The sequence below is a fragment of the Gemmatimonadaceae bacterium genome (assembly GCA_019752115.1).
In the GTDB taxonomy this organism is placed as follows: domain Bacteria; phylum Gemmatimonadota; class Gemmatimonadetes; order Gemmatimonadales; family Gemmatimonadaceae; genus Gemmatimonas.
The window spans coordinates 99,270-122,291 of the sequence record JAIEMN010000032.1 but is presented as its reverse complement, the minus strand read 5'-3'; the positions used below and the strand labels follow the sequence as shown (position 1 = coordinate 122,291).

Below are 23,022 nucleotides of genomic sequence, written 5' to 3'. Positions count from 1 at the left end.
GGAGCGGGGCCAGTCGAAAGACCGGCCCCGCTGTTTGTTAGTACGCCGTGTCAGGCTTGGTTTGGACTTTACCGGCTTGCCAGATAACTGACTTGCCGATCCTTGACACCATCAGCACAGAAGGGAGGCCCCGCCGTGGGGCCTCCCTTTGTCGTTCGAGGCGGTGGCCGTGGCGCGCGCCTACTCAGTTCGATGCGCGGCAGGCGGCATCAGCCCGGAGACGAACAGTTGGATCGGGATCGACTGGATCACCCTCACCCACGGGAAGTCTGACGGCCGACGGTGCTCATCGCCCTCGCCGCCGCCCTCGTCGCCGACGAAGTGATCGCACGAGGACAGCGCATCGAAGGCCGAAATCCGCATGAGCTCCGTCGGGCTGAGTGTGTATCGACCGCTGCGGCCAAGCCACGCCTTCACCGCCAGCGGGAAGAGGTAGGTGCCCAGCAACAGGTGATCACGCAGCCCCCACGCCCCCTTGTACGGAGACTGCCCGCGGCCGTGAGCGAACTGGCCGCGCAGGAGATACGCGTCTGCCATCCACTCGTAGACCCTGCTCGGATTCCTGCTCTTCGCCATTCGGTCTTTCAGAGGCGCGTGTTCCCATTTGGTGCCCGGCATCGAGCCGGGCCACGCCGGCGCCCTGTCAAGCAGATCGCGGACAGCTGCGGCGGTGCCGTCCTTGTCCCATACGTCGCAGAGCCGACTGTACGCGCCAACCAAGAGCACAAGCTCCGTCTCCTGGCTGATGGTTGGGCTGTCGGTGTTGGCTGCGTTGAACCCTCGCACGGCGTCGTGCAGTTGGGCGACTCGGGCATCGTCCCGGGCCTCCACGAGCGCATCGAGAAGCGGTCGATCAAGGTCCTCCATCCGGCCCTGCCCGACGTGAAACGGGCGGGGTACCCGATAGTGCTTCGCCGGTACATAGCTCGGCGCAGCGCCATCTCGACGCCTAGAGGTGATCAGTGCGCCGCCAGGTCGGTCAGGCCGGAACCCTTGGACCACGAAATGGAAGGAGTCGCGATTCCAGTACGCGTGCATGAAGAACTGGCGCGACGCGAGGGCAGCGCACGCGACCATCTCGCCGACGAGAAACAGCGCGCCCACGTCCTCGTCGGCCACGTCGTCCGTGGGGCCCGTGGCGGTGCGGAACAGTATGGGCACGCGGGCGATGAGGTCGTCGTCTGTTTTGTCGTAGGCCGCGACGACCTCTCGCACCGCTGTGGCGTGCCCTGGTGGCATGAGGAGCACCGCCGCGCCGAACGGGGCGATGGTGAACTCGCCGACGACGAGCGTTTCTTCTTGAACCGCCCAAGGGAAGAAGGCGACCATCGGCATGTCGGGCGCTACCTACGCATTGCCAGCCGCCACCGCGTACCGCCCGCCGCCCACGTCGCGCACCTCACCGAGCATAGCCAGTGTCTCGAGGTGTCGGCCCACGATCTCGCGTTTGGCGCCGACGAGGCGCTGCACGGCCTCCTCGATGGAGACCGGGGTCGTGGCCGCCATGGACCGCAGGACCGTGATCTGGCCGACGGCGTCGGATGGCCACGGGGTGGCCGCGGCCGAGGCGGTCGACGGTTTCGCTGAAGGCGTCTCCGCCGGAATGCCGAGCGTCGGCGCGGCGGCCGCCGCCTCGTCGGCGCGTCCGAATCGCGGCATCTGGTAGTCGGGGCGCAGCCACCGCACGCTGCCGGCCGCCTCTTCCTCGACCCGACGGTCGTGGAGCGCGACGAGGCGCTCGAGGATCAGTGCGGGGGGCTCGGGCCACGACCAGCCATAGGCCTCGGCGACGAGTGCGTCGAGCTCGTCGTGCAGGTCGCGCAGCGTGCCGCACGCGGCAAGCCGATGCACCTCGTGCTCCAACTTCGACAACGCGGCGCCGGCGCGGAGCTGATCCACGACGTTGTACATCACCGTCATCCCGACCTTTTCACTGCGCGCGAGCGCGTCTTTCCGGTGTCGGTCAAGCCGCTCCGCGCAGTCCGCAATGCGGCTGCGGAGCGCGGGCGAGGGGTCCGGGAATGGGAACGCCTCGAAGCACGGCCCCTTGTTGTACCGCGGGGTGCCGTCGATCCCGAGGCGGCTGCCGGCCGCCAGTGCCCACGCGCCATGAATGGCAGACGACAGTACGCCAAGGTGGAAGGCATCGGCGGAGCCGATGCACACCACCGAGTTGTCGGGCGCCACCTCGCCGTCGAGGAAGACGAAGAATCTGTGCTTGGCTGTCTCCGGAGTTCCGATGTAACGCGGCAAGGCCCGGAGTGCCGCGCGCAACTGATCGTTGGCCCGTCCGAAGTTCCACCAGTTCAAGCGGCGTGCCTGATCCTTGTTGGCGTCGCGCTCCGGCTTGACCCGATCTCGAACAATGTCGAACAGGACGGGGAACGTCCTGGCATCCGCCTCGACCCTGCCGGCGAAATCAATGACGAAGACCTCTCGCGGACGTGTGGTGAGATCCTTTCCATTCCGGAACGGCTTTACCACCCGATCATGTTCGGGCTGCGCTCGCAGAAGCGAACCCTCATGCTTCTCGAGCACGAAGCCGGCGCCGGCAAGCATAAATCCACGTGTGGACAATCCGAAATTCGAGCGCAGCGGGCGCCCAGATGCAGATGCGACATCTGCATGCGCTGTCAGGTCCGCGTTGAGTCGCGGTACCCGATGGGTGGCAGTCACCGCCGCCTCGCCGTCCACTGTCACGAGCGTCGCACTCGTCGGCTCCTTCGCGAACACCACCATGGCGACACGCACGCGTGCGTCCTCGTGGCTGTCGTTCCAGTAGTGATCGGCGATGGCCCAGCACGGGCGGACGCCGAGCGCCGCCGCCGCCTCCAGCACACGCCGGTTCTGCACCTGCGTCACCGACTGCGTGGTGATGAGCCCCGCGCGCAGGGCCTGCCCCTCCGCCACCGCGCGCATGGCGTGGCGGACCCAGTACATCACCAAGTCTGCGGCATCCGGTACATCCGGATACGCAGCCCGCAGCGCTTCGACGTAGCCGTCCCCAAGCGCCTCTCGCTGGCGGAACTGCCCAAGGAACGGTGGGTTCGAGACGATGAAGTCGGCGGCGGGCCACTCCGCTTCGCGGGCGCCCACGTAGGCCGTGTACTCGAGGCGAGCTGCGGGGTCGGGCACGAGCTCGCCGGAGACGGGATGGACCAGACGCGGGGTGGGGTCGGGGCGGTCCTTTTCGGGCACGCGCTCTAGTCGATCCCAAACGAGCACGGCGTCCCGGAGCTCCAGCGTGCCTGTATCCTGCAGGACCGGCTCCGGCGGCTGGACAGCGTGTCGCCGCTTCCAGAACTGGTGGTAGCCGATCCAGAGCGTCAGCTCGGCCACCTCACGGGCCCAGCGCTTCACCTCGATGCCGAGGAAGTTGGCGGGGCCGATCTCCTGTATACGGAGCTCCTGGTGGCCGGTCAGGGCCTCGAGCTCCCGCACCACCTCGTACTCAATGTCCTTGAGCACGTGCATGGTGACGTAGAGGAAGTTGCCCGATCCACAGGCGGGGTCGAGGACGCGCAAGCCCTGCATCCACCCGAGGAAGTCGCGCAGGCGCTGTTCGGCCGTGGCGCGATCCTTGGCCTTCCCGGACTCGCGCAGCTGCAGCACGGCGGCCTGCACGGCCGTCCAGCGCTCGCGCACGGGCTCCTCGACGGTGGGGCGCACCAGGCGCTCGATGAAGGCGCGGGGGGTGTACTCCGCGCCCAGGCGGTGGCGCTCCACGGGGTCGAGCGCGCGCGTCAGCAGGGTCCCGAAGATCGTCGGCTCGACGTCCTTCCAGTCGGCTTTCGCCGCCTCCAGGACGAGCGCGATGTCGGCGCGTTCGAGAGGGAGCGCCTCCGCGTCCTTGAAGAAGTGCCCGTTGAACCGCAGCAGGCTCTCGAACCCGAACATCCCGCCCTCGTCCATGGCGCGCCACAGGGTCTCGAGCGCGCGCTGGAACTTGACCGGGTCGCCCTCCACGCCGGCGCGCTGCACCGTCTGCCGGAAGGCCTCGCGGGGGAGCAGATCGACGTCTTCGGCGAAGCACGAGAACACCACCCGCATCAGGAACTTCGCGACACGCTCGGACGCGAAGCCGCGCGCCTCGAGGGAGGCGGCGAGGGTAGCCAGCTTTCCGGCGATGTCGTTGGTCACGGCCTGCGCGTGCTGCCGGGGGTCGCGCTTCTCCGGGGCCGTCCAGATGTCGCGCAGCAGCTCGATGTCGGTCCGGCGCTGATCGAGCGTGGCCAGATCGATGCGGTGGCCGGCCGCGAAGCCTTGGTACGTCCCGCCCCAGCGGTGGTAGACCAGCAGCGTCTTCGCCACGTCCAGCACGAGCAGGTACGGCGGGGCGGTGCCCGACGGGTCGTGGGCGGCGTACTGGCGCGCCTGGCCGTAGGCCCGGCGCAACGCCACATCCGATGCCCCGCCGTCGACGTCCTTGGCCTCGAGCATGAAGTGCCCGGCCTTGTAGCAGTCCACGAAGCCCTGCGCCTCGGTCCCGTCCCGCGTCACCAGCTTGATCGGGAGCTCGAACTCGTAGCCGCTGCCGGCGGGCATCGGGGCGGGCACGCCCAACGCCTCACACAGTTCGCGGATGTACGACTGGGCGTTCGCCCGCTCGGCGGCCTTGGTGGCGGCCCAGCGGTCGCGCAGGGCGCGGAGGGCCACCTCGGGGGCGACGGCGGCCATTGGGGCGGGCATTGTGGACACAGCACCTCGGGCGGGACGGCGACGCCCCTACGGCCGCGATCAGGCTCGGGGGCTTCATGAACGCGTGGCAAGGTACGGCGTGGGCCTGACGGTGCGCGAGGGGCAAGCTTCTCTTACCGTGCACAACGTTCAAGATCTCGTTCGGTTGGAGGGTCGAGCGGCTCTCCGGCCGGCGCACTCTCCGCCCCTTCACTGGCAGATCACATGTTCACCGCCCGCGCGCGTGTCATCCGGGTTTCCGAGAAGTCCACGAGCACGTTCACCGGCCATCAGGTCATGTGCGAGATCTCGGGCGACGGCATCGCGCCGCAGCAGATCACCGTCGAGGTCTCAAAGACCACGAGCATCGCCGCGGCCGAAGCCGCTGGTCTCCGGCTACTCCAGGCATGGTGTCGCGCCTACCTCAAATCGGTGGACGCCGCCGCCGGCCCGACCCGCTCGCGTTGAAAACAAGAATCGCGGCCGTCGTATCGTTCAGCGTGCCGGTTCGCAGAGCGCGCAGCCGCCGCGCACGAGGGGCGAGAGCTTCACGAACTCATGCTGCTCCGCCTCCGTCAATGCCTGGCCAAGGAGCACGCGCGCGTGGAGTTCCCAATACGTCTGGCGTTGCGCGCAACGTAGGCGCCCGCTCGGTGTGTCCGGCTCCGACGCGTTCCGGTCATGCGGGCTGAGGGAACGGGAAACCGCGCGGCGGGCGAAGGTCATCGTGAGCGAGACGCTGAGGAGAGGACGACATCACCCTACCCTCAGCCGTGGGCTCGGCGGGAGTGGCCGGTGCGACGAACGCTTGCGGGTGGTGCGCAATGCGCCTACCCGCTCGTGAGCTGCTCCTCGGCCCACAGCTCAAAGCGCTTCAGCTGCTTGAGCATCTCCCGCATATCGTTGAGCCGACCGATCTTGGCGCCGTACGAGTAGGCGGTTTTGTTGCCGAGCAGATCTTTAAGCCGGGAGATCTGGGGCTCGTCGGCACGTCCCTTCATGGCCTGCTTCACCCGACGCCATAAGTCATCGTGATTTCCGCGGTTCACCGTCCCACCGAAGCGGGCGGTCAGCGCGTCACCGTACGCTATGGCGGCATGGATGATGAGCACGATGATGGGGTTGCAGTTCTGGCCCTCTTCGGCCACGGCTTCGAGGGTCTCGGCGGCCTTTCGGAAGGCTTGCGCGTCCTGCCGCCGGGAGCCCCACGCCTGCCCATCCGCGATGGCGACCTTCCCCTGTCTAACCATGGTCCGCCTCCGTCGTCGTCGTCGCCTCGGCCTTCAGCACGCGCCGAAGGCGAAGCGCAACGCTGTCTGGATCACTGCCGTGCAGCACGCGAGCGTCCTCCCGGAGATTGTCCCAGAACCCAGGGTTGATGTCAGGAAGCGCGAGCAGTTCCGCGGGACTGAAGGCGATCACGTTGATCGGGACATGCTGCGCGTCGCCCAGTCGGTGCAGGTCGCGCCGTAGGGCTTCCGTCGCGGCATTGGCTTCCGCGGTGTCTACCACCAGCGCGAGGTCGAGGTCGCTCGTGAGGTCGTCGTCACCCCGCGCCACGCTGCCATACAGCCACGCGCCCATCACCGGCGGCACGTGCTCCGCCGCGAGCGCCCGGATCGCTTCGGAGAGCTGGGGGAGTCGCGACCGCTCCGCCGCGAAAAGGGTCTGGATGGCCGGGACCAGCGGATGGGAGGTTTCCAGAGCGTACAGGTGGGCTCCAGGGTCGCCGACCAGCTGGAGCACGCCGGCCGAGACGAGATGATCCACGGTGTGACGCACCGACTTCCGGGTCAGATGCGTTTCACGCATGAGCGTGCTCTGCGTGGTCGGCGCGTCACTCGCGACGAGGCTCCGCAGGACCCGCACGGCCGCGACCGTGCCCAGCACGTGGTCGAGGGGGGTTCGGAGAAAGCTTCGAGCCGGGGGGCGCATACTCAGGAGGCGAGGGCAAGGGGCGAGAAAGCGACGCGGCGACAGGGGATCACGCGGATCCCTACGCCTGAGTGTATACTACACTATACCTGAGAGATAGTGTAGTATACCTCAAGGGTGGTGTAGTACACTTCGTGTATAGTACACTATACCTTTTCGACAACCTCCCTGCGGCCCAACGCCCAAACCGCACCGCATGCTCGCAATCGTTGGCGACATCCACCAAGACATTGACGGCCTCGCCTGGATCGTCGAGCAGCAGCTTCCCCCGGAGGTCACCGTCGTGGTGCAGGTCGGCGACCTGTATCTCAGCGGAGCACCGGGTACCCCGCCCTCGGCGCGATGGCGTCGGCTGGCCCGTCACGTCTACTTCATCGACGGCAACCATCACCACTTCCCTTCGACCCGCGGGCTCACGGCGCCGACCGAAATCGCCCCAGGGCTCAGCTACTGCCCCCGGGGTACGGTGTTGCACCTCGCAGGTCGCCGGGTCGCCTTTCTCGGTGGGGCCGAGACGCACCACATCGCCCCGTACTGGGTACCGGGTGAGGATTGGTGGCCGGAGGAGGAGGCGATCCGCCGGGCCGACGCCGCCCCGCTCCTCGCCCTCCAAGCGGGCGACATCGACCTTCTGATCACGCACACGCCCCCGGCTGACGTGATCGCCGAGCACGGCGGAACCCCGTCAGTCTCAGCAGGGATCGTCCAAGACGTTTGGGACCACTTGGGTCGACCAGAACTCGTCTGCGGCCACATGCATCGCCGGATCGATGCAGGGCGCGTGGTGGTGCTAGATCGGTTCGACTGGGTCTACCGCTGACGGGCACGCGACGGAAACAGGGGCCCCCCCGCCCACACGTCGCAGCGATCACCCGTGACGCTTCGACGCGTCCTTGGGCAGCACGCGGATGAAGCCGCCGCCGGCGCGCTCCACCACAGCATTTCCGCGCACGTCGGCGGCCCCCGACTTCCGCAGCTTCTCATCGTGAGGCACACCGTGCCCCGGCACCTGGCTCTCACGGGTGACCAGGGGGGATGCCACGTCCAAGCGCACCGACGTCCCCGACGGCCTTCCCTGCGGTCCAGCCGTGTTTTTTCGCATTGGGACCTCTCGTCTGGGCGCCGGACGGCGCCACCTCGATCTTCGGTGTTTGTACGGACAAAGTCAACCGACTGCGGGCGGATCAGGAACTGGGCGTGAACTCCCGGATCGCCGCCTGCACATACTTGACCACCTTGGCGCCCTTCACGCCGGCGTGACTCAGGGAAGGAAAGTCTGTCACTTTGCCGGTGGCCAGATTCTCCCGTCTCGCAATGATGTCGGCAAGGGGACCGTTCCCCTTGAGTTCGACCGTCCACCGTTGTGCGTCGGTGGTCAACTCCCACCGGAGGTCCTCCGCCATCGGCGTGAACTGCCAGTCGAGCGCCTCGTCGACCTGGGCCAACTCGTTCATCATCTCCAACACGCTCCCGAAGCGGTCGTCGGGGTTGGGCTGGATCGCGCGCATGATGACCGCCCGCAGCCGATTCGGGATGTGCGGGGGAATCAGGTCGCGTGACGGAAATGCCCCGAGAGCCACCGCCTCCAGCCACCGATCCGCCCCCAGCGCAGCGATTACCTGGTTGAGGTGGGCCTGCCAGAGCGCCGTGCCGGTGCACATCCGGTAGAGGGTCAGTCCGGCTTGGTAGATGTCGGCGGCCGTCGACAGGCTGGTCGACGCTACCAGGTACTCCGGCGCGACGTGGGACTCGTACACCTGCGCCGGGGTGGCCAATCCCGCCGCGTCGACCGCCTGGCACAGGCCAAAGTCGGACAACGACGCGTTTCCGGCCGTGTCGAGCAGCACGTTCGACGGCTTGATGTCGAAATGCACCAGCTTCTTGACGTGGATGTGGTGCAGGCCGGTCAAGAATCCGATCCCCACGCGCACCACCTCGCGGACGGTCAGCGGGCGGTCGCGCAGCAGCGCCTCAATCGAGCACGCGTACTGCGGCATCGCGATGTACACATGCGTGTCCGTGGACGATGCGTAAAGCACGTCGACCACATTGGGGTGCCGCGCGGCGTAGAGTTTCGCCGCCTCGTCGAAGTAGCGCGCCGCGTCGATCTTCGCCTTCTCGATCTCCTTGACGACGAGCGTCGCCTGCAGTTGATGGTCCCGGGCCAGGAAGACCTGCGAATTGGCGCCTTGCAGGTCGAGGTTCTGGAGGCGCTCGAACCGAACGGCCGTCTCAATCAGCATGCGGAACCTCGAGATCGGCAGGACCTGCCGACAAAGCGACCGGCGCATCATCGGTCATCATTGACAGTCGCGAGCGTGGGATACGCAGGGCGGCCAGGGCCGCCAAAATCGCCTCGCGCTGCTCGTCGTCATACCGCTCCGCCCACCCCTCCACGCTGTCGACGCGCGCCTCGCCGGTGGCGAAGCGCTTCGCCTCCTTGGTGGACACACCGAGGTAGCGGCCGATGGTGGCGAGCGGACCGGCGAAGTAGCGCGGGACGGCGCCCGCGCCGAGCAGCTCTTGGACTACGCCTTCGATGTTCAGCCGCAGGAGGTTGGGACTCTTCGCCATCGGCTCGGTCGTCCGCACCCCGGCGCTGGTCACGTGGTACTCCCGGATGAGATCGAGGAGCGTCGTGCGCACGAAGAACAGCTGTTCGGGGGCGTGCAGGGCGGCGGGAAGGATCACCGTGGACAGCGCCTGCAGCACAGGCGCCTCGGGGTTGGCAACGACCGCGAAGGTGACGTGCTTGGGGTGGGCACGAAGACCGAGGGCAATCATGCGCAGCAAAGATGAAAGTCAGAAACGTCGCTCAACGGAGATTGGATCAACAAGCAAAGTAGTCGCCGCTGCTCGCCATCGTCGCCCACCGCGGCGCCGAGGACGTCGGCAAGTCCAATTCGGAATAGTCCAAAATCGACTCGATCCTCCCCACGATCCCTCAACGGAGGACTCGCGTGGGCAAGGGGGCGCGGGCGGGGCCGGACCCGAACGAGGTCCGTCGCGTCGTGCAGTGGCTCAAGCTGGCGGACGAGGCCAAGGCCTGGGACTGGTTGGTCGGTCGCCGCATTCAGGCGCTGCGAGAGGCGCGGCGAGAGCGTGCGCGCGCCGCCAGCCTCGCGTTCGTGCCGACGGGCCGCGCGCGTGCGCCCGAGAGCCCGCAGCAGTTCTCCCAGCTGGAGCTGGCGAGGCGGTTGGGCTTCAGCCAGAGCTGGCTGGCGAAGATTGAGCGGGGCAATCGCGCGCTCACCATCTTCGAGGCGCACCACATCGCCGCCGGCCTCGAGGTCGACGCCAGCCTGATCGTGGGACCGCCGACCGCCGAGGAGCGGAATGGGATGGACGCGGTGGTGCGCGACGTCCAGCGGGCCAGAACGCGGCAGGGCGTCACGGCAACGCAGCTCGCCGCCGAACGGGAGGACGCCCGGAACGGTCGGCTGCGGGCCTCGCTCAGAAGTCCGCGTGAGACCCAACGCGTCCGCGCCGTGCGCGCGGCCATCGGCGACGCCGACGAGTAGGCCCCTGGTACCGCTGGCCACGGAGGCTCAGCGGTCGCGGCTCCCGTCCGCCGGGCCCTCCAGCGCGTCCACCGCCGCCCGCACGATGGCGGCCGCCCGCTCCAGCTGCGCGAGGCGCTCCTCGCCAAGCTGGGCGACGAGCTCCGCGCGGGCCTCCGGGTAGCGCGAGGCCGTGTCCAGCGCCTGCCGGAGCGCCTCATCGGCCCGGCGCAGGTGCTTTCGAGGCGAGCCGCTCATAGGATCGCGGCCGAAGCGTGCAGGGTCACGCGAGAAACCTCGCGGCACCCCCGCTCTCCCAACACCGAACGCGCACCGAAGAGTCCGCTTGACGGCCGTCTCCGGGCTGGCGTACTTCGGCTTCTGTTCGGGTATGTCCACCCGAACCGCGTGCTCGTTTGCCGCGCCGCCAGCAACGGCGGTGTCGGGGCCACGACACCGTGATCCACGCTGGGCTGCCCCCCCGAGGTCGGCCCACGCGCGGGCGTCCGTTCGCGGGCGCCTGCCGGGCTCTGGTCCGGCCGGGGTGGTGGGTCTCGAGGGGACGGTGAGCGAACCGTGTTGGTCGACGTTCACGTTGGTCGCGCCGAGTGACCGCGTTTGGCCTCCCCCCCCGAGGTTGCCCGTGTCCGCCCGCTCTCGATTCCGCCGTGCCGCGCAGGCGCCTTCTCGCGCGCCAAAACTAGGGCAGGCTGCCCTTGGCGCGTGCCCATCACGCTCTACGCTGCGGCTCAGAAGCCCGGTGAAGCCTGCTCGCCTGCAGGTGAATCGCGGGCGCCGCGAGTGAACGAGCCATGTCCCAGTTCCACGACCGTCCAGCAAAACCTGAGGCGCGCACCCCGCCGAGTCATCGGAAACGGCTCGCCTCCGCTGAGGTGCAGCGGTCGCTGACCGCGCGTCGCCGGTTTGAGGTCGCGCGGGTCGCCGCCGAAGCCGGCCCTCGGCCGTGCGACATGGTGCGTGCGGTGCGAAAGATCCACGCCACCTTGGACGGCTGGGTGCCCACCCGGCCGACGATCTGCGCCCTCGCCGAGATCTATCGCAATGGGCCGGACCAGGCGCGCACGGACCCCGCCTACTACCTGATCCAGCACGGCGGTGGCCGTCCACGCGCGAAGCTGGACGATGCTCTGATGGACGTCCTCGACGACGCCTTGGCCGTCAATCCGCGTCTCGAGACCGGCAAAGCGATCAAGCTGCTGGCGCAGGCGGCCGTGCGCTGTGCCGTCGATCTCCCCGGAGAGTGGGCGTTGCGCCGAATCATCGAAGAGGCGCGAGGCGGCGTCTTGGGGCGTTCGGCGGGGGGCCACGGTCGCCGGGCGGCCGAGGTCGACGCGGTGCCGCACGACACGCTGCCGTACGACCGACCCCACGACTGCTGGACAGAGGACGAACTGGTGTTCCCGCTCTGGGTGGGGCTCTGGCACGAGCAGCAGCGTCGGTGGGTCTCCACGCTGCTCTACGTCGCCTTGGTTCTCGACTACGTCAGCCGAGCGATCCTCGCGTGGCAGGTGTGCGATCCACGGCGTCGACGCGGGGCGCAGGGCGAAGTGGTCGTCACCGGGTTCGACGAGCATGACGTCGCGACGGTCTTCCTGCGCGCGTCGCAACCCGACATCGCGCCCGCCTTCATGCGCCCCTTTACCGGGTTTCTGCCGAAGCACATTCGGTTGGATGGTCACGTCACCCACCGGGCGTGGTCGAAGGCGGTCCAGCCCCACATCCCGTCCGCCATCCACATCCTGTCGGCGTACCGACCTTATCGAAACGGCAGCCAGGAGCGCTGCGGCTTCACGGTGAAGGAGGAATTCGACGCCTTCTTCGCGGGAATTCCCGGTCACGTGCAGACGCACATCCCCACGGATCGCCTCCGCCAGAACCCCCACGAGGCGCGTGTCGAGGCGGCCGCCACGACGGACCGGCCCGCTCGAAAGATCGAGATTCTCCCGGAGGATCTCCCCCGGGTGGAGGACGTCGACCGCATCATCCTTCCGAAGCTCATCGAGCACTACAACTTCGAGCGGCGACACTCCGCGCACGGCACCACGCCGTATGACGCCTTCATGGCGCAGCGGCCGCGCGCCAGCCTGCTCACGCCGAGCGACGCATTGCTCCGGGCCCTGCCGGTGGTCACGCTGACATCGACCAAGGGGAGCCTGCAGATGCAGCGCGACAACCGGTTGGTCGCCTTCGACCATCGGATCCGTGGGCGCATCGTGCCCGTGGGGGCCACGGTGACCGCCCATGTACACCCGCTGGCCACCTGTCTGTGGGCGGTCGAGGATAGCGGACGAGCGCTGGTGCACGTCCCCGGTCTTCGAGACGCGTCAGCCAGCCGCGACGGGCACTACATCGCCCGCGCCCGCGCCGAGATGACCGGCGGCCTGAGCGAACGGGCCCAGCGCGCGATCCACGCGCTGATGGACCAACGTCTGGGGGTTGAACGGGCGGCCGAGACGCGAGCCGCCGCGGACCAGAACATCGCCGCTGATCCAGCCGCTCGGCGAGCGCCCAGCCCTGAGGGCGTCGCCGGGACCGTTGATCTGACATCGCTCATCGCCGCCGCGGTCACGACACCACTGCGGCCAGAGGACGTGTGGCTGGGAGCGCGCCCCGCGCGCGACACACGGGACGGCGATCCCCCCGCGGCGGCGGTGCGCGCCGCTGACGCGATCCCGGAATCGATGTACGTGTCCGGGGCGCAGCTGACGCCCCTCTTGGACGAAGCACTGCGGCAGGCGACCACCACGGTGAGTGCGCCGACGCCCGCCTTCGCCTCACTGCTCGCGCTGATCCCCGGTGACGGGGCAGCGGCCGCACCCCCGCGCGCCGATGCCGTCGAGGGCGGCTCCTTCTGGCTCGCAGGCCTCAGTGCGGCAACCACGCCACCCGCGGTCCCGTATCCGAGCCCGGCGCTGCCCATCGAGGACCTGGAGCAGCGTCGGTCTGGATGATCGCCATGCCCTGCAGCACCTGACCCCCTGAACCCCTGAACCCCCGAACCCGAGCACCCCCATGACAACGACGATGCCTACTCTGAACGAAGACACCGAACGGGACGGCGGCTTCCCGATCATCCCGGCGGTGGACGCGAAGACCCTCATGCGGAAGATGTTGGAACTCGCGATCTCCAGCCGTGCCGCGATTGCGGTGGTGGCCCAGAAGAGCGCCGGCAAGACGTTCAGCTTGGAGCGCGTCATCGACGAATGGGATGCAGAGCAGCTCCAGCAGCAACTCGCGACCCCGGGACACGTGCCCCAGCGCATCGTGCTCGTCGGGCGACTGAAGGCGCACAGTGAACGCGACTGTCTGATCGCAATCCTGACGGCGCTGCGTGGTGCGCCCCCGCACATGCGCATGCGTGGTGGGCGCAAGACGGACGCGCAACTGCTGAGCGAGATCGTCTCCACCTGCCTCGAGCAGAACGTGGTGGCGCTGCTCGTCGAGGAGGGGGAGTACATCACCGATGCCGGTATGACCGTCATTCGCGATGTCATCACCGAAGCCGCACTCGCGGATCGGCGGAAAGGAGGGACCGAGGCCGGTGGAATGGAGCGCGGCGTCGGCGTGCTCGCCGTTGGAGCCCCCTCGTTCCGTCGGATCGTGGATCAGCATGCCGAACGCGGACACCGGTGGCCCCTGATCGAGGAGATCGGGCTCGTGCCGCCCGCGCTGGCGCCCGACATCTATCTCACGTGGTTCCCGCGATGGAAGGAGCACGTCGATGTGTTGACTATGCCGCGCTGGCGCCTCTACATCGACACCGTCGTCACGGGCGGACAGCCGTTGCCCGTCGGCCGCCTGATCCGCCACGCGCAGCTGTACCTGGAAGCGGTGCGCGGCATGGGCCCGCGGGTGCCGCGGACGGAGGCGCCGTTCTCGGCGCAGCTGTTCGAGCGTCTGTGGCATCGACCGGCTGACGGCGCGGCGGCGTAATGCCGGGAGTGGCCAGTGGGACGGTGAGCCGCCGGTCGCGTGTGGCCACCCTCGTGTTGGAACTGACCCGTTCACGTGGCGTGGCCGTGCACCCGTCGGAGGTGGAAGAGGAACTCCGTCGGCGATACCCGGACGAATCCCCGTTCGACGTGGCGCTCGTCGTCGCACAACTCTGCACGAGCGGGGTGCTCCTGTACGTCTACGGCCGCCCGCCGCATGGACGATACGCGCACCGGGAGCACCCCGTCGATGCCGTACCGCCGGGCGAACCGATGGCAGCCGCAGTGGCGGTCGTCGAACGCCACTGGACCGAGACGGGTACGGAGGCGCCAACCTCGCTCATCACCGAGGGCATGCGCGCGCTCGGCGTACAGCTGCCCGACCCGCGCAACTATCGCTTGATCCTTGACGCGCTCACGCGCCCCTCCACCCGTGGCGCGCCAGCCTGGCGCGCGCCGCGGCTGGCTGCGCGCGCCGTCACCACGCTCGACGGACGCCGACGCACGCTCTGGCGCCCGGCGGCCGCACCGGCGCCGGATCAACGGATGCCCGTCAGCCAGGCCGAGGGCGTCATGGAGGCCGTACGCCGAACCGAGGCGGCGCTGGGGCGGCCGGTCTCGCGCGTGGAGACCGCGCTCTGGGTGGCCACGCATGCCACCAGTGCACCGGCCGCAGCGTTTGTCCGCACGACCGGCTGCCTCGGCCGCGGCTTGGAGCAGTTGAGTACACAGCGCACATCGCGCCTGGTGCAGGGGCGCGGTACGTGGCGTGTTCTGCGCAACCCCCACACCGTACCCGGTGGGGCGCCCGAGCGATACACGCTCGGTGAGGTCTCAAACGTGATGCACGAAGCGATGGCGCTTGAGGATCGTCTTCGGCTGCTTCGCCCGTCCGCCGAGCTGGAAACCCTCGTGGTCGCGCGCAGCATCGCGATGCGTCTCGGCTTGCCAGAGCTTCATCAGCTGATCGCGACGCGGGAGGTGTTGTTGTCGGCGCTCCTTCGGCCGGTCGCGCAGTCTGACGTTCTCGAGGAGGCCATCGGGCTGCTCCAGCGAAGTAACGCCGTCTTGATGCAGTGGGCAGGTCAGGCTCACGTGAACGCCCGAAGTGGTAAGCTCGCGCCCATGGCGGAACTGAACCGCGAACTCAGCGCTCTGCGCACGATCAGCGTCGCCGCCCCCGGTGAGCGTCCGAGTGTGCGGATCGTCGGCGAGGCGGCCGTGGTCTCCCATCGACAGCTGCACCCGTATGCGGCGGCGGTGCCGCGGCTGCTCGGACGCGCGTACGCCGGGGAGGAGAGCTTGCGGATGTTCTACAGCCGCGCGCGCCGCGTACCGAATCCAGATGCGCGATGGGCGCAGAACCGCCAGAACGGCTCGCTCATCCCCGCCGAGCGCGAAGGCCTGGGTTGGCTGCTGGTCGACCGTGTGGACGCGATGGCGGGGATCATGGACGCCGTCAGCCCGCCGCGGGCGATCAGCCTTCTGCATGGCGCTCGGGTACTGCTGGGGCACGTGCTTCGCGATGCGCCGCTGATCCGCGCGTGCTTGTCGGCGATCCCCCTCGCGCGGTCGGATGGTCGACGCCCGTTGATCCTTGCGCTCGCGCTGCTTGGCGAAGAGGTCAGCTATGAGGAGGCGGTGCCCGACCCCGCCGACGAGATGGACACCGCGGCCTATCTGCTGTCACTCGTGCTCTGCCAGGCGGATCGTGCGCGGCTGACTGGCACCGTGCTCCGCGTGATCCAAGGGGCGAAGAGTGCAGAGGCGCGCAGGACCGCGACCGAGGCGGCGCGGCTGATCGGCGGCGGGCTCCTCCCGGCAGCGGTGGGGTAGCACGCGGGGAGCGCAGAGAGCACTTGCAGCAAGTTGTGGAGAGTTTAGGATGGCCTTCCTAAACCTCCTAAACCTCCTTAACCGGCTCACCTCGACCGACGGAATAGACGAGGTAGAGGAGCGGGGGCAGCACCAGCACCAGCGCCGCGCCGGGGGCACGGCGGGGCGACTGCGCGGGCGCAGAAGCCACGGAAGCGGCGCGAGTAGTCGCGCGGGCCTAGAGTCGGCGCCGGCGCCGCAGCAACGAAGTGAGCCCCGGAGAGATCTCCGGGGCTCACCTCGTGTCGTGCTGTCGCCATGGTGAAGGAAAGTCAGTTTCCCAGTAGATCGGAAAACTTCAATCCAAGTCGGACATACGCCGAAGAACCGCGCTGCCGGGTGCGCCTCGTCTGGTCGCGCACGAGCGCTACGCGCGCCGGGGCATCGTTGCACAGCGGGAATCTCTCTAGCTGTGACCGCAGAGGCCGCTCATATTGAGAGGGTTGTGCAGAACGCCCTCGCGCGCCGATTGCCGGCACACGAGGGCGTTCTGGTTCCTCCTCCAATGCGACGTCCGCCGCCAGCGGAAGCTACCCGGTGGGTCCGCTCCTCACCCGTCCAATGCCGGTAGCCAGTGCGCCGGCACAGAGGACGGCGAGCACGAGTGAGAGCGCATGACTCGTGAGGGCTGGCCGATTGAGCCACGACACGCCGGCAAAGAGGAGCGACGAGACGGCGAGTCCCCACCAGACCCATGTCCAGTAATGCCACGCGGACTCGCGGTGAATTCGGTACGCCATGCGCGCGGCGAGCAGTGCGAAGAGTAGTGCCCCCACGCTTTGCGGCTCAAAGCTCATAATCTCTCCCGACGCAGGAAACGGTGTCTTCGCGGAATCTCCAAGTGTCACCTCCGTCGTTCGTGTAGAAGATGTAATAGGTGGTACAGAGCTCATTGTTGATCCACACGGACCCCATTGGCTGCATCCGAATCCTGTTCATGCAGTTGTTGTACGTGTTGAGTGCGACGGCCAACTCCAAGTCCGCGTACGATACGGCCGCGTTCGCTCCGTCAATGAGAAACGCGCACACTTCTGGTGCGAAGCTGCAGCTTTGCTGAAGCGAGACCAAAGCACCAAGTGCGAAGATCCATTCTGCCGTCTTCACATCGAGATTGGTGGACTCGCTCTCGCAGGCTCGCAGTGTGGCTGCCTCCAACGTTTCCGGAAGTACGACGGACGCGATAATGTCGGCCGCCACGGCCCCCAAGCGATGTCCTTTGAACTGAAGCGTCCCCATCGAGATGCCCGTCCCCCAAGAGAACTCGCTGACGACAATTGCGGTAGCAGTACCGGTGGAGTCCAGCACGGCCGTTTGCACACGGATCGGCACAAAGTCCGTCCCAATTTGGCGAGCAACTTCGGTGCGAATCGCTCGGGTGGCGCCGGCCTGTTCCACTAACGCAGTGGTGTATCGCACGCCATGATCGTCGACCGTCTGCGCGACTTTCAGTCCGTGGCGCCCGATCGAGGATGCGAGCAGCTCCTCTGCGCCAGGAAGCTCCAGTCGAACACGCGTGCCCTTCTTTGCGCCACGCGCGAGTGCCTGCAACAGGCCGATGCCGCCAACGGACGCGCGAATCCGACCTGCGTCGTCAGCCGAAACCTGGAGCGCCTGTGGACTCTGACCGCGAGGCGTCGACTGCGGAGATGACCCGATCATACTCTTCACGGCTGACCGCAAGACCAATCGACCGCCCGCCTGATATTCCCAGACGGTCTGTCGGGCTGTGCCGGGCTGAAGGGTCGCCAGCGACTCTCGAACCTCATCCCTAGCTGAACCGGTCATGCGAGCCGTGTCTGCGCATCCACTCACTACGCCCCCGAAAATCGTGCAAGCAATCGCGATTGCACCTAACGTCTGATGACGCGTCATAAATCCCCCATTGAACATCACCCAATGCGCCGAAATCAAATCCATAGCTCGACGGAGTGTCGCGGCAGTAGCTAGGTGCGCACGAAGGTGGGACAAAATCGGGGTTGGGTCAAGCCGGCCCTCCCGGGCCATCACCCGCTATCCGGGACGAAGGTCGGGCGCGATGAAGTTGTGGCGTACTTCGACGTGCTTCGGCAGGGCAACTTCGAGGCGGAGATCAGCTATCTCGCGGGCGAGGACGTGCACGCCATCGACGTACATCGCCGTTGGGGCGAAGCCAAGGGTGCCAAGTGCGACAGCAACCGGGTGCTGTACTACACCGTCAAGGACGGCCTCATCCGCGAAGTGCAGAACGTCTGCTACGACCAGTGCCAAGCAGACGTTTTCTACTGTGCGGTGTGGTCCCTGAAGCCGATTCCCGCGCGGCTTGCCGGCCGCGCGTAGTCGGTCAGCAGTCGCGGCGCGCATCCGCTTGCTCCGGCGCTCGTCGCGTGCATGGACCGATGCGCGCCCCGCGACTCACCCGTTCCACCATCACTTCAGAGAATTCCCATGTCCAGTGTTCGGCTTGCAGTTGTGCACTACGGCACCTAAGGCTCCAGCTTACAGATGATACCGAAGGGCAACTCGAGGGGAGAGGTCGCGAGCACTAGCAAAGGCGCACATCCAAATAGCGCGCTCCGTTCCTCCAAACCACTTGCGCCACCACACGGCGGCAGTCGCCTGAAAAACCGCGGGGCCGGTCGAACGACCGGCCCCGCGTTGTTTGTGCGGACGTGCGCTGCGCTGCGCCGACCTTCATGGGGCCCTCAGAAGTACCGATCGGCGAGTCCCAGCCACCCGCACGACGCATCGAACCCCCAGCCGCCCTGATTGTCGCCAAGCGCGGCGATCATGCACACGCCGAGCGTATCGAGACAGACGATCTCGGTTGGTCGCGCGACGACCGCCACGGTGTCCGGCAGGATCGCGACGCTGCCGATCACCTCCCGACGTTCCAGGATCGTGTCGTTCCAGGGCGAGGCCCCGTCCACGAGATCGTGCGGATGCTGCGCCTGCCCCCACCACGTGAGAAACGCGGCGGGACTCAGGGCTTCCGCCTCCCTCCCAGCCGGCGTCTTCGGAAACTCGTGACAATGGGGCACGGCGGCGGCGCGCGCCAGCCGGCGCGCCGTTCAGCACGCCCCCCGCTGGCGGCGTATACTCACACCATGACACCGCCCCCCGCGTTCGCCCGGTCGTGATCAGCCGTACCTTCTGGTTCGGGCGCTCCCTGCCGTTGGCTGTGCTGGTCGCGTCGTCCGCGCTGCGCGCGGTGCGCGACCGCCGGATCGTGGATACCGTTCATGCCGGCGACGCCCGGAGCGAGGCGCTGCACGGCTACGTGGGGGTCGAGGCGCGGGCCGATACCGCGGGTGGGACCGCCTATCGCGAGGCGACCGGGTGGGTGCGCTACGCCCTCACCACCTTCGACGACACCGAAGTGACCGTCTCCTGCACCTTCGCCGCCGACCCCTCGGCGAACGGCGCCCGTCGCTTTGCGCTGGTGGTGGAGGACAGTGTGATTGCCACGCCGGAGCTCGCGCCAGCGGCCACTCCCCGTACCGTGGACGTATTGGTGCCGCAGGCGCTGACTCGCGGCAAGACCAACATCGCCATCAGCATCTACGCCCGCGGCGGCGTCACGCCCCCGCTGCGTGAACTCAGAACCGTGCAGGATCACAACGAGCACGACCTGCGGTCGTACCTACTCGGAGCTCCTCGATGACCCCGTCGTTGATGTCGCAGAAGGGAGTCGCACGCCGTCGGCGTGCCCTGTTGGCGCTTTCCACCGTGGCCGCGCTGCTCGGTGGTCGCTCACTTGCCGCCCAGGCACCCAAGTCAGCCGGCACCGCCGGCGCGTACCTCACGCGCCCCGAGCGCACCGACTACGCCGAAACCAGCCGTTACGACGACGTCATCGCGTACATGAAGCAGATGGCCGCGCTCAATCCGGCCATTCACCTCACGACCTACGGCTACACCTACGAAGGGCGCCCCATGCCGCTCGCCGTGATTGGCGCGCCCGGCACCAGCCCGGAGCAGGTGCTCGCGACCAAGAAGACCCGCGTCTACATCCAGGGCAACATCCACGCCGGCGAAGTGGAGGGGAAGGAGGCGGTGCTCTGGCTGTTGCGCTCCATCGCCAAGGGGGAACGTAACGCGTGGTTCAAGAACATGGTGCTGCTCATCAACCCCATCTACAACGCCGATGGCAATGAGCGCGTGAACGTGACCAACCGCGGCAGCCAGGCCGGTCCCGTGGGTGGCATGGGGACGCGCGAGAACGCGCAGGGGCTCGACCTCAATCGTGACGGCACCAAGCTGGAGACCGCCGAAGCGCGCTCGATGGTGCGCCTGCTGACGCAGTACGCGCCGCATGTGGCGATGGACCTGCACACGACCGACGGCAGCAGCAACAGCGGCTTCAACATGACGTACGAAACCTCGCTCAACCCCAACAACGCCAAGGGGGAGATGAGCCTGCTGCGCGAGGTCATGCTGCCGGAGGTCACCAAGACCATCAAGGCCAAGCACGGCTCCGACTGGTGGTACTACGGTGGCGTCTCAGGCACCGGCGCCGATCGCGCGTGGCGTTCCGACGCCGATCTCGCGCGGCCGCGCTACACCTCCACGCTCTTTGGCGTGCGCAACATCCTGGGACTGCTCTCGGAGACGTACTCGTACGCGAGCTTCAAGCAGCGCATCTTCGAGACGTACTGGTTCCTCGAGGAAACGCTCGGCTTCGTGAACGCCAACAGCGCCAAGGTGCAGAGCGTCGTGGCCGCGGCCAATGCGGAATCGGTCATCGGGCAGCAGCTTGCGGTGCGGCAGGTGCTGGTGAAGGCGCCCGACCTCAAGCGTATTGTGTTTGCGCCGACGATCAGCGTGCGCAATCCATACGTGCCCGATCGGCCGTATCGCCTGCGCCCCGACGGCAACACGGAGGTCACCTCGGAGATGCTGCCGTTCTACGGCACCACCGAACCCACCGAAACGAGCCTCGCGCCGCGGGTGTGGGTCATCCCGAATTCCGCCGACGCGGCGCCCAGCGCTCCGGCGCCGGCAGCACCCGGTGCGGGCGGCGCGGGCGGTGGCGGCCGTGGCGGCGTGCCCGGGCAGATCGTCCCCGGTGGCTTCGGCGGGCGCGGTCCGGGCGGCACCCCGACGCAGCGCATGATCGCCAGCGTGATCGATCGCCTCGAAGCGCACGGCATTCGCTACACGGTGACCACCAGGGAAACGGCATTCATCGGCGAGCGCTTCAAGATCGCCACGAATGTGATCGTAACGCGAGAGTATCAGGGTACGCACAAGGCGCGCACGCTCACCGGGGCGTGGGAGACCACCTCGCAGACGCTCCCGGCCGGCTCGGTCGTGGTCCCGATGGATCAGCCGCTGGCGCGCCTGCTGTTCATCCTCATGGATCCGCGCTCCGACGATGGGTTCATGTGGTGGAACATTCTGGACCCGGTCCTCGGACTCACGCCGGCGCCGGCGTACTACCCGGTGTTGCGGTCGATGAATCCGGTGGGGAACTAAACTCAGGCCAAGAAGCGCGACGGGCGCGTCGCCCGAGAGAGGCGACGCGCGTCGGGCAACGGGCCTACCGGGACGTACGCGCAGGCTCGGCGATGAGCCGCCGCGCCCGATCGAGCGCCTCGCGTGCCGGCACGGCAATGTCCGGTGCCACCCCACCGGTGGGATTGTTCACGCCCCACTCGTAGGCGATGAGCGGGAGATCGACCTCGAAGCCGGTGCCGGGAAAGGTGGCGAAGAACAGGTTGCCGCCGGTGTGCGCCCGCAAACTGCCGCCGGTGGTATCGCCCACCAGCGTCACGCCCGGCTGCCGCGCGAGCAGACGCAGCACGATGTGCGACGCGGAGCTGTTCACATAGCTGGTCAACACAATCACGCGACCCGTGAACGCATCCGGCGCGACCGGAATCCGCTGCGGCCACGCAGCCGATTCGTCGAGTGTGAAGCGCCCGTCGCCGCGCGCGGTGACGTGTCCGCGCCGGTCGTAGAAGCTGCGGTCCCACGTGCTGAGCAGCGGGCGGAGCGCGGCCGGCACGGTGTCGTAGGCCACGAGCAGCTGCAGCGGCGGCAGCGTCAATGGCGTCCGAATGAGGTGGCGCAGCAGGAATTCGGCGCCTTCATCGGAGCCACCCTCGTTCTCGCGCAGGTCCACGATCAGCGTCTGCACGGTGTCGCGTCGCAGCACGCGAAACGTGGCCTTCACAAAGGGTTCCCACTTGTCGGCATCGCGACCGTAGTCGAACGCATCCACGCGGAGCAGGGCCGCACGCCCCGGCAGGCGCGTGACCTCGTGCATCGGCTTTGCCATCACGACGGGAACGGCCTGCACGCGTCGCACCGCCGCCGGCATCGAGGCCACCTGCACGACACGCGTCTCACGCCCACGCCGGAGCGTGATGGCGTACTGTCCGTTGACCGGCGGATGCAGCAACGGGAGAAACACGTCGATCGCTTCGAATTCCTTGCGATGCCGGAAATCGAGAAGGGCGCGGCGCTTCCCATCGTTGTCCCCGTCGGCGCGAATCAGCGGCAGCAGTTCGCGCACGAGCGCCGGCACGGCGACGCCATTCACGGCCACGATGGTATCGCCGGGGAGAATCGCGAGGGAGTCACCGGCCAGAAACGTCGCCGAGCGGTTCACGACCCACTGGTCGCCCGCAACCAGATCGTACTCGAAGGGCAGCTTGTCGGCGCCATCCGTGAGCCACTGATGCACCGCGCGGGGCTGATTCCAGAAACTCAGGTAGGTGTGCCCGCAGCGGAGCGACGCGACCAGCCGCGAGAAGGCGACGAACGTCTCACCGCGCGACCGCGGGACCGACGCCCAGCGTTGCACCGAGTCCAACGCGCGCGTCCAGCTGGCCTCCGTGTGATACCGGAAGAGCGCCGGGTGGAGCCGCCGAAAGGCCGCATCGAGCTGGGCGAGATCCCCCTGGAGCGCGGCCGACGGGATCAGGGTGTTGCGCAGCGCCGCCGTGGAGTCCGCCGTGATGGCGGCCGGCGGCACGACGGGGGGCGAGGCGAGCACGGGCGACGCCGCGAGCGACAGGATGGTGATCGCCGAGGGAATCAGGGCGAGTCGGCGGCGAGCGAAGTGGACAGCGGGCAAGGCAGGCTCCGTGAAGGTGGAC

General features: G+C 67.8%; 21 protein-coding genes. 9 read left to right on the top strand and 12 right to left on the bottom strand.

All coding sequences use genetic code 11. The features are described from left to right. Positions 1–180: 180 nt before the first annotated feature. Entirely contained in the window at positions 181–1,335 is a 1,155-nt protein-coding gene (locus K2R93_16065; protein ID MBY0491360.1) for a hypothetical protein, read from the bottom strand. Positions 1,336–1,347: 12 nt separating this feature from the next. Next, a complete protein-coding gene (locus tag K2R93_16060) occupies positions 1,348–4,698 on the bottom strand; it encodes a hypothetical protein (protein MBY0491359.1) in 3,351 nt (1,116 codons plus the stop codon). Between the two features lie 204 nt (positions 4,699–4,902). On the opposite strand from K2R93_16060, the gene K2R93_16055 reads away from it, so the two are divergent. Next, the gene (locus K2R93_16055; GenBank protein ID MBY0491358.1) at positions 4,903–5,145 is read left to right on the top strand and encodes a hypothetical protein; all 243 of its coding nucleotides are present in this window, start codon (positions 4,903–4,905) and stop codon (positions 5,143–5,145) included. Positions 5,146–5,507: 362 nt separating this feature from the next. On the opposite strand, the gene K2R93_16050 is transcribed toward K2R93_16055, so the two are convergent. Both K2R93_16050 and K2R93_16045 read right to left on the bottom strand, forming a co-directional pair. After that, positions 5,508–5,927, bottom strand: a complete 420-nt coding sequence (locus K2R93_16050; GenBank protein ID MBY0491357.1) for a hypothetical protein — start codon at positions 5,925–5,927, stop codon at positions 5,508–5,510. Then, a complete protein-coding gene (locus tag K2R93_16045) occupies positions 5,920–6,567 on the bottom strand; it encodes a MarR family transcriptional regulator (GenBank protein ID MBY0491356.1) in 648 nt (215 codons plus the stop codon). The genes K2R93_16050 and K2R93_16045 overlap by 8 nt, the downstream gene beginning before the upstream one ends. Before the next feature lie 241 nt (positions 6,568–6,808). On the opposite strand from K2R93_16045, the gene K2R93_16040 reads away from it, so the two are divergent. Next, the gene (locus K2R93_16040) at positions 6,809–7,432 is read left to right on the top strand and encodes a hypothetical protein (GenBank protein ID MBY0491355.1); all 624 of its coding nucleotides are present in this window, start codon (positions 6,809–6,811) and stop codon (positions 7,430–7,432) included. A gap of 48 nt (positions 7,433–7,480) precedes the next feature. Here K2R93_16040 and K2R93_16035 read toward each other — a convergent pair whose 3' ends face one another. The 3 genes from K2R93_16035 to K2R93_16025 all read right to left on the bottom strand — a co-directional run bounded on the left by K2R93_16035 (position 7,481) and on the right by K2R93_16025 (position 9,396). Next, the gene (locus K2R93_16035; GenBank protein MBY0491354.1) at positions 7,481–7,654 is read right to left on the bottom strand and encodes a hypothetical protein; all 174 of its coding nucleotides are present in this window, start codon (positions 7,652–7,654) and stop codon (positions 7,481–7,483) included. Positions 7,655–7,796: 142 nt separating this feature from the next. Further along, entirely contained in the window at positions 7,797–8,855 is a 1,059-nt protein-coding gene (locus K2R93_16030) for a serine/threonine protein kinase (protein ID MBY0491353.1), read from the bottom strand. Next, positions 8,845–9,396 (bottom strand): hypothetical protein, encoded by a 552-nt coding sequence (locus K2R93_16025; protein MBY0491352.1) that lies wholly within the window; start codon positions 9,394–9,396, stop codon positions 8,845–8,847. The genes K2R93_16030 and K2R93_16025 overlap by 11 nt, the downstream gene beginning before the upstream one ends. Before the next feature lie 176 nt (positions 9,397–9,572). Here K2R93_16025 and K2R93_16020 point away from each other — a divergent pair, with 176 nt between their 5' ends. Continuing rightward, entirely contained in the window at positions 9,573–10,133 is a 561-nt protein-coding gene (locus K2R93_16020) for a helix-turn-helix transcriptional regulator (GenBank protein ID MBY0491351.1), read from the top strand. A 27-nt stretch (positions 10,134–10,160) separates the two neighbouring features. Here K2R93_16020 and K2R93_16015 read toward each other — a convergent pair whose 3' ends face one another. After that, on the bottom strand, positions 10,161–10,370 hold the full coding sequence (locus tag K2R93_16015) for a hypothetical protein (protein MBY0491350.1): 210 nt from the start codon (positions 10,368–10,370) through the stop codon (positions 10,161–10,163). A gap of 554 nt (positions 10,371–10,924) precedes the next feature. Here K2R93_16015 and K2R93_16010 point away from each other — a divergent pair. From K2R93_16010 to K2R93_16000, 3 genes are all read left to right on the top strand, one after another. Further along, on the top strand, positions 10,925–13,084 hold the full coding sequence (locus tag K2R93_16010; protein ID MBY0491349.1) for a hypothetical protein: 2,160 nt from the start codon (positions 10,925–10,927) through the stop codon (positions 13,082–13,084). Positions 13,085–13,157: 73 nt separating this feature from the next. After that, on the top strand, positions 13,158–14,066 hold the full coding sequence (locus tag K2R93_16005; GenBank protein ID MBY0491348.1) for a hypothetical protein: 909 nt from the start codon (positions 13,158–13,160) through the stop codon (positions 14,064–14,066). 41 nt (positions 14,067–14,107) lie between these two features. Then, positions 14,108–15,901 carry a hypothetical protein gene (locus K2R93_16000; GenBank protein ID MBY0491347.1) on the top strand — a complete coding sequence of 598 codons (1,794 nt, stop codon included), beginning with the start codon at positions 14,108–14,110 and terminating at the stop codon, positions 15,899–15,901. 569 nt (positions 15,902–16,470) lie between these two features. On the opposite strand, the gene K2R93_15995 is transcribed toward K2R93_16000, so the two are convergent. Beyond that, a complete protein-coding gene (locus K2R93_15995; GenBank protein ID MBY0491346.1) occupies positions 16,471–16,737 on the bottom strand; it encodes a hypothetical protein in 267 nt (88 codons plus the stop codon). Next, on the bottom strand, positions 16,727–17,857 hold the full coding sequence (locus K2R93_15990; GenBank protein MBY0491345.1) for a hypothetical protein: 1,131 nt from the start codon (positions 17,855–17,857) through the stop codon (positions 16,727–16,729). The genes K2R93_15995 and K2R93_15990 overlap by 11 nt, the downstream gene beginning before the upstream one ends. A gap of 30 nt (positions 17,858–17,887) precedes the next feature. On the opposite strand from K2R93_15990, the gene K2R93_15985 reads away from it, so the two are divergent. After that, complete coding sequence (locus K2R93_15985) at positions 17,888–18,256, top strand: hypothetical protein (protein ID MBY0491344.1); 369 nt, start codon at positions 17,888–17,890, stop codon at positions 18,254–18,256. Between the two features lie 365 nt (positions 18,257–18,621). Here K2R93_15985 and K2R93_15980 read toward each other — a convergent pair whose 3' ends face one another. Further along, on the bottom strand, positions 18,622–18,957 hold the full coding sequence (locus K2R93_15980) for a hypothetical protein (GenBank protein MBY0491343.1): 336 nt from the start codon (positions 18,955–18,957) through the stop codon (positions 18,622–18,624). 95 nt (positions 18,958–19,052) lie between these two features. On the opposite strand from K2R93_15980, the gene K2R93_15975 reads away from it, so the two are divergent. Both K2R93_15975 and K2R93_15970 read left to right on the top strand, forming a co-directional pair. Then, positions 19,053–19,580, top strand: coding sequence for a hypothetical protein (locus K2R93_15975; GenBank protein ID MBY0491342.1), 528 nt, complete (start codon positions 19,053–19,055; stop codon positions 19,578–19,580). Beyond that, positions 19,577–21,394, top strand: a complete 1,818-nt coding sequence (locus K2R93_15970; GenBank protein ID MBY0491341.1) for a hypothetical protein — start codon at positions 19,577–19,579, stop codon at positions 21,392–21,394. Before K2R93_15975 ends, K2R93_15970 begins: the two co-directional genes overlap by 4 nt. 64 nt (positions 21,395–21,458) lie before the next feature. Here the strand turns inward: K2R93_15970 and K2R93_15965 are convergent, their stop codons facing one another. Continuing rightward, on the bottom strand, positions 21,459–23,000 hold the full coding sequence (locus K2R93_15965; protein ID MBY0491340.1) for a hypothetical protein: 1,542 nt from the start codon (positions 22,998–23,000) through the stop codon (positions 21,459–21,461). Between the last annotated feature and the right edge of the window lie 22 nt (positions 23,001–23,022).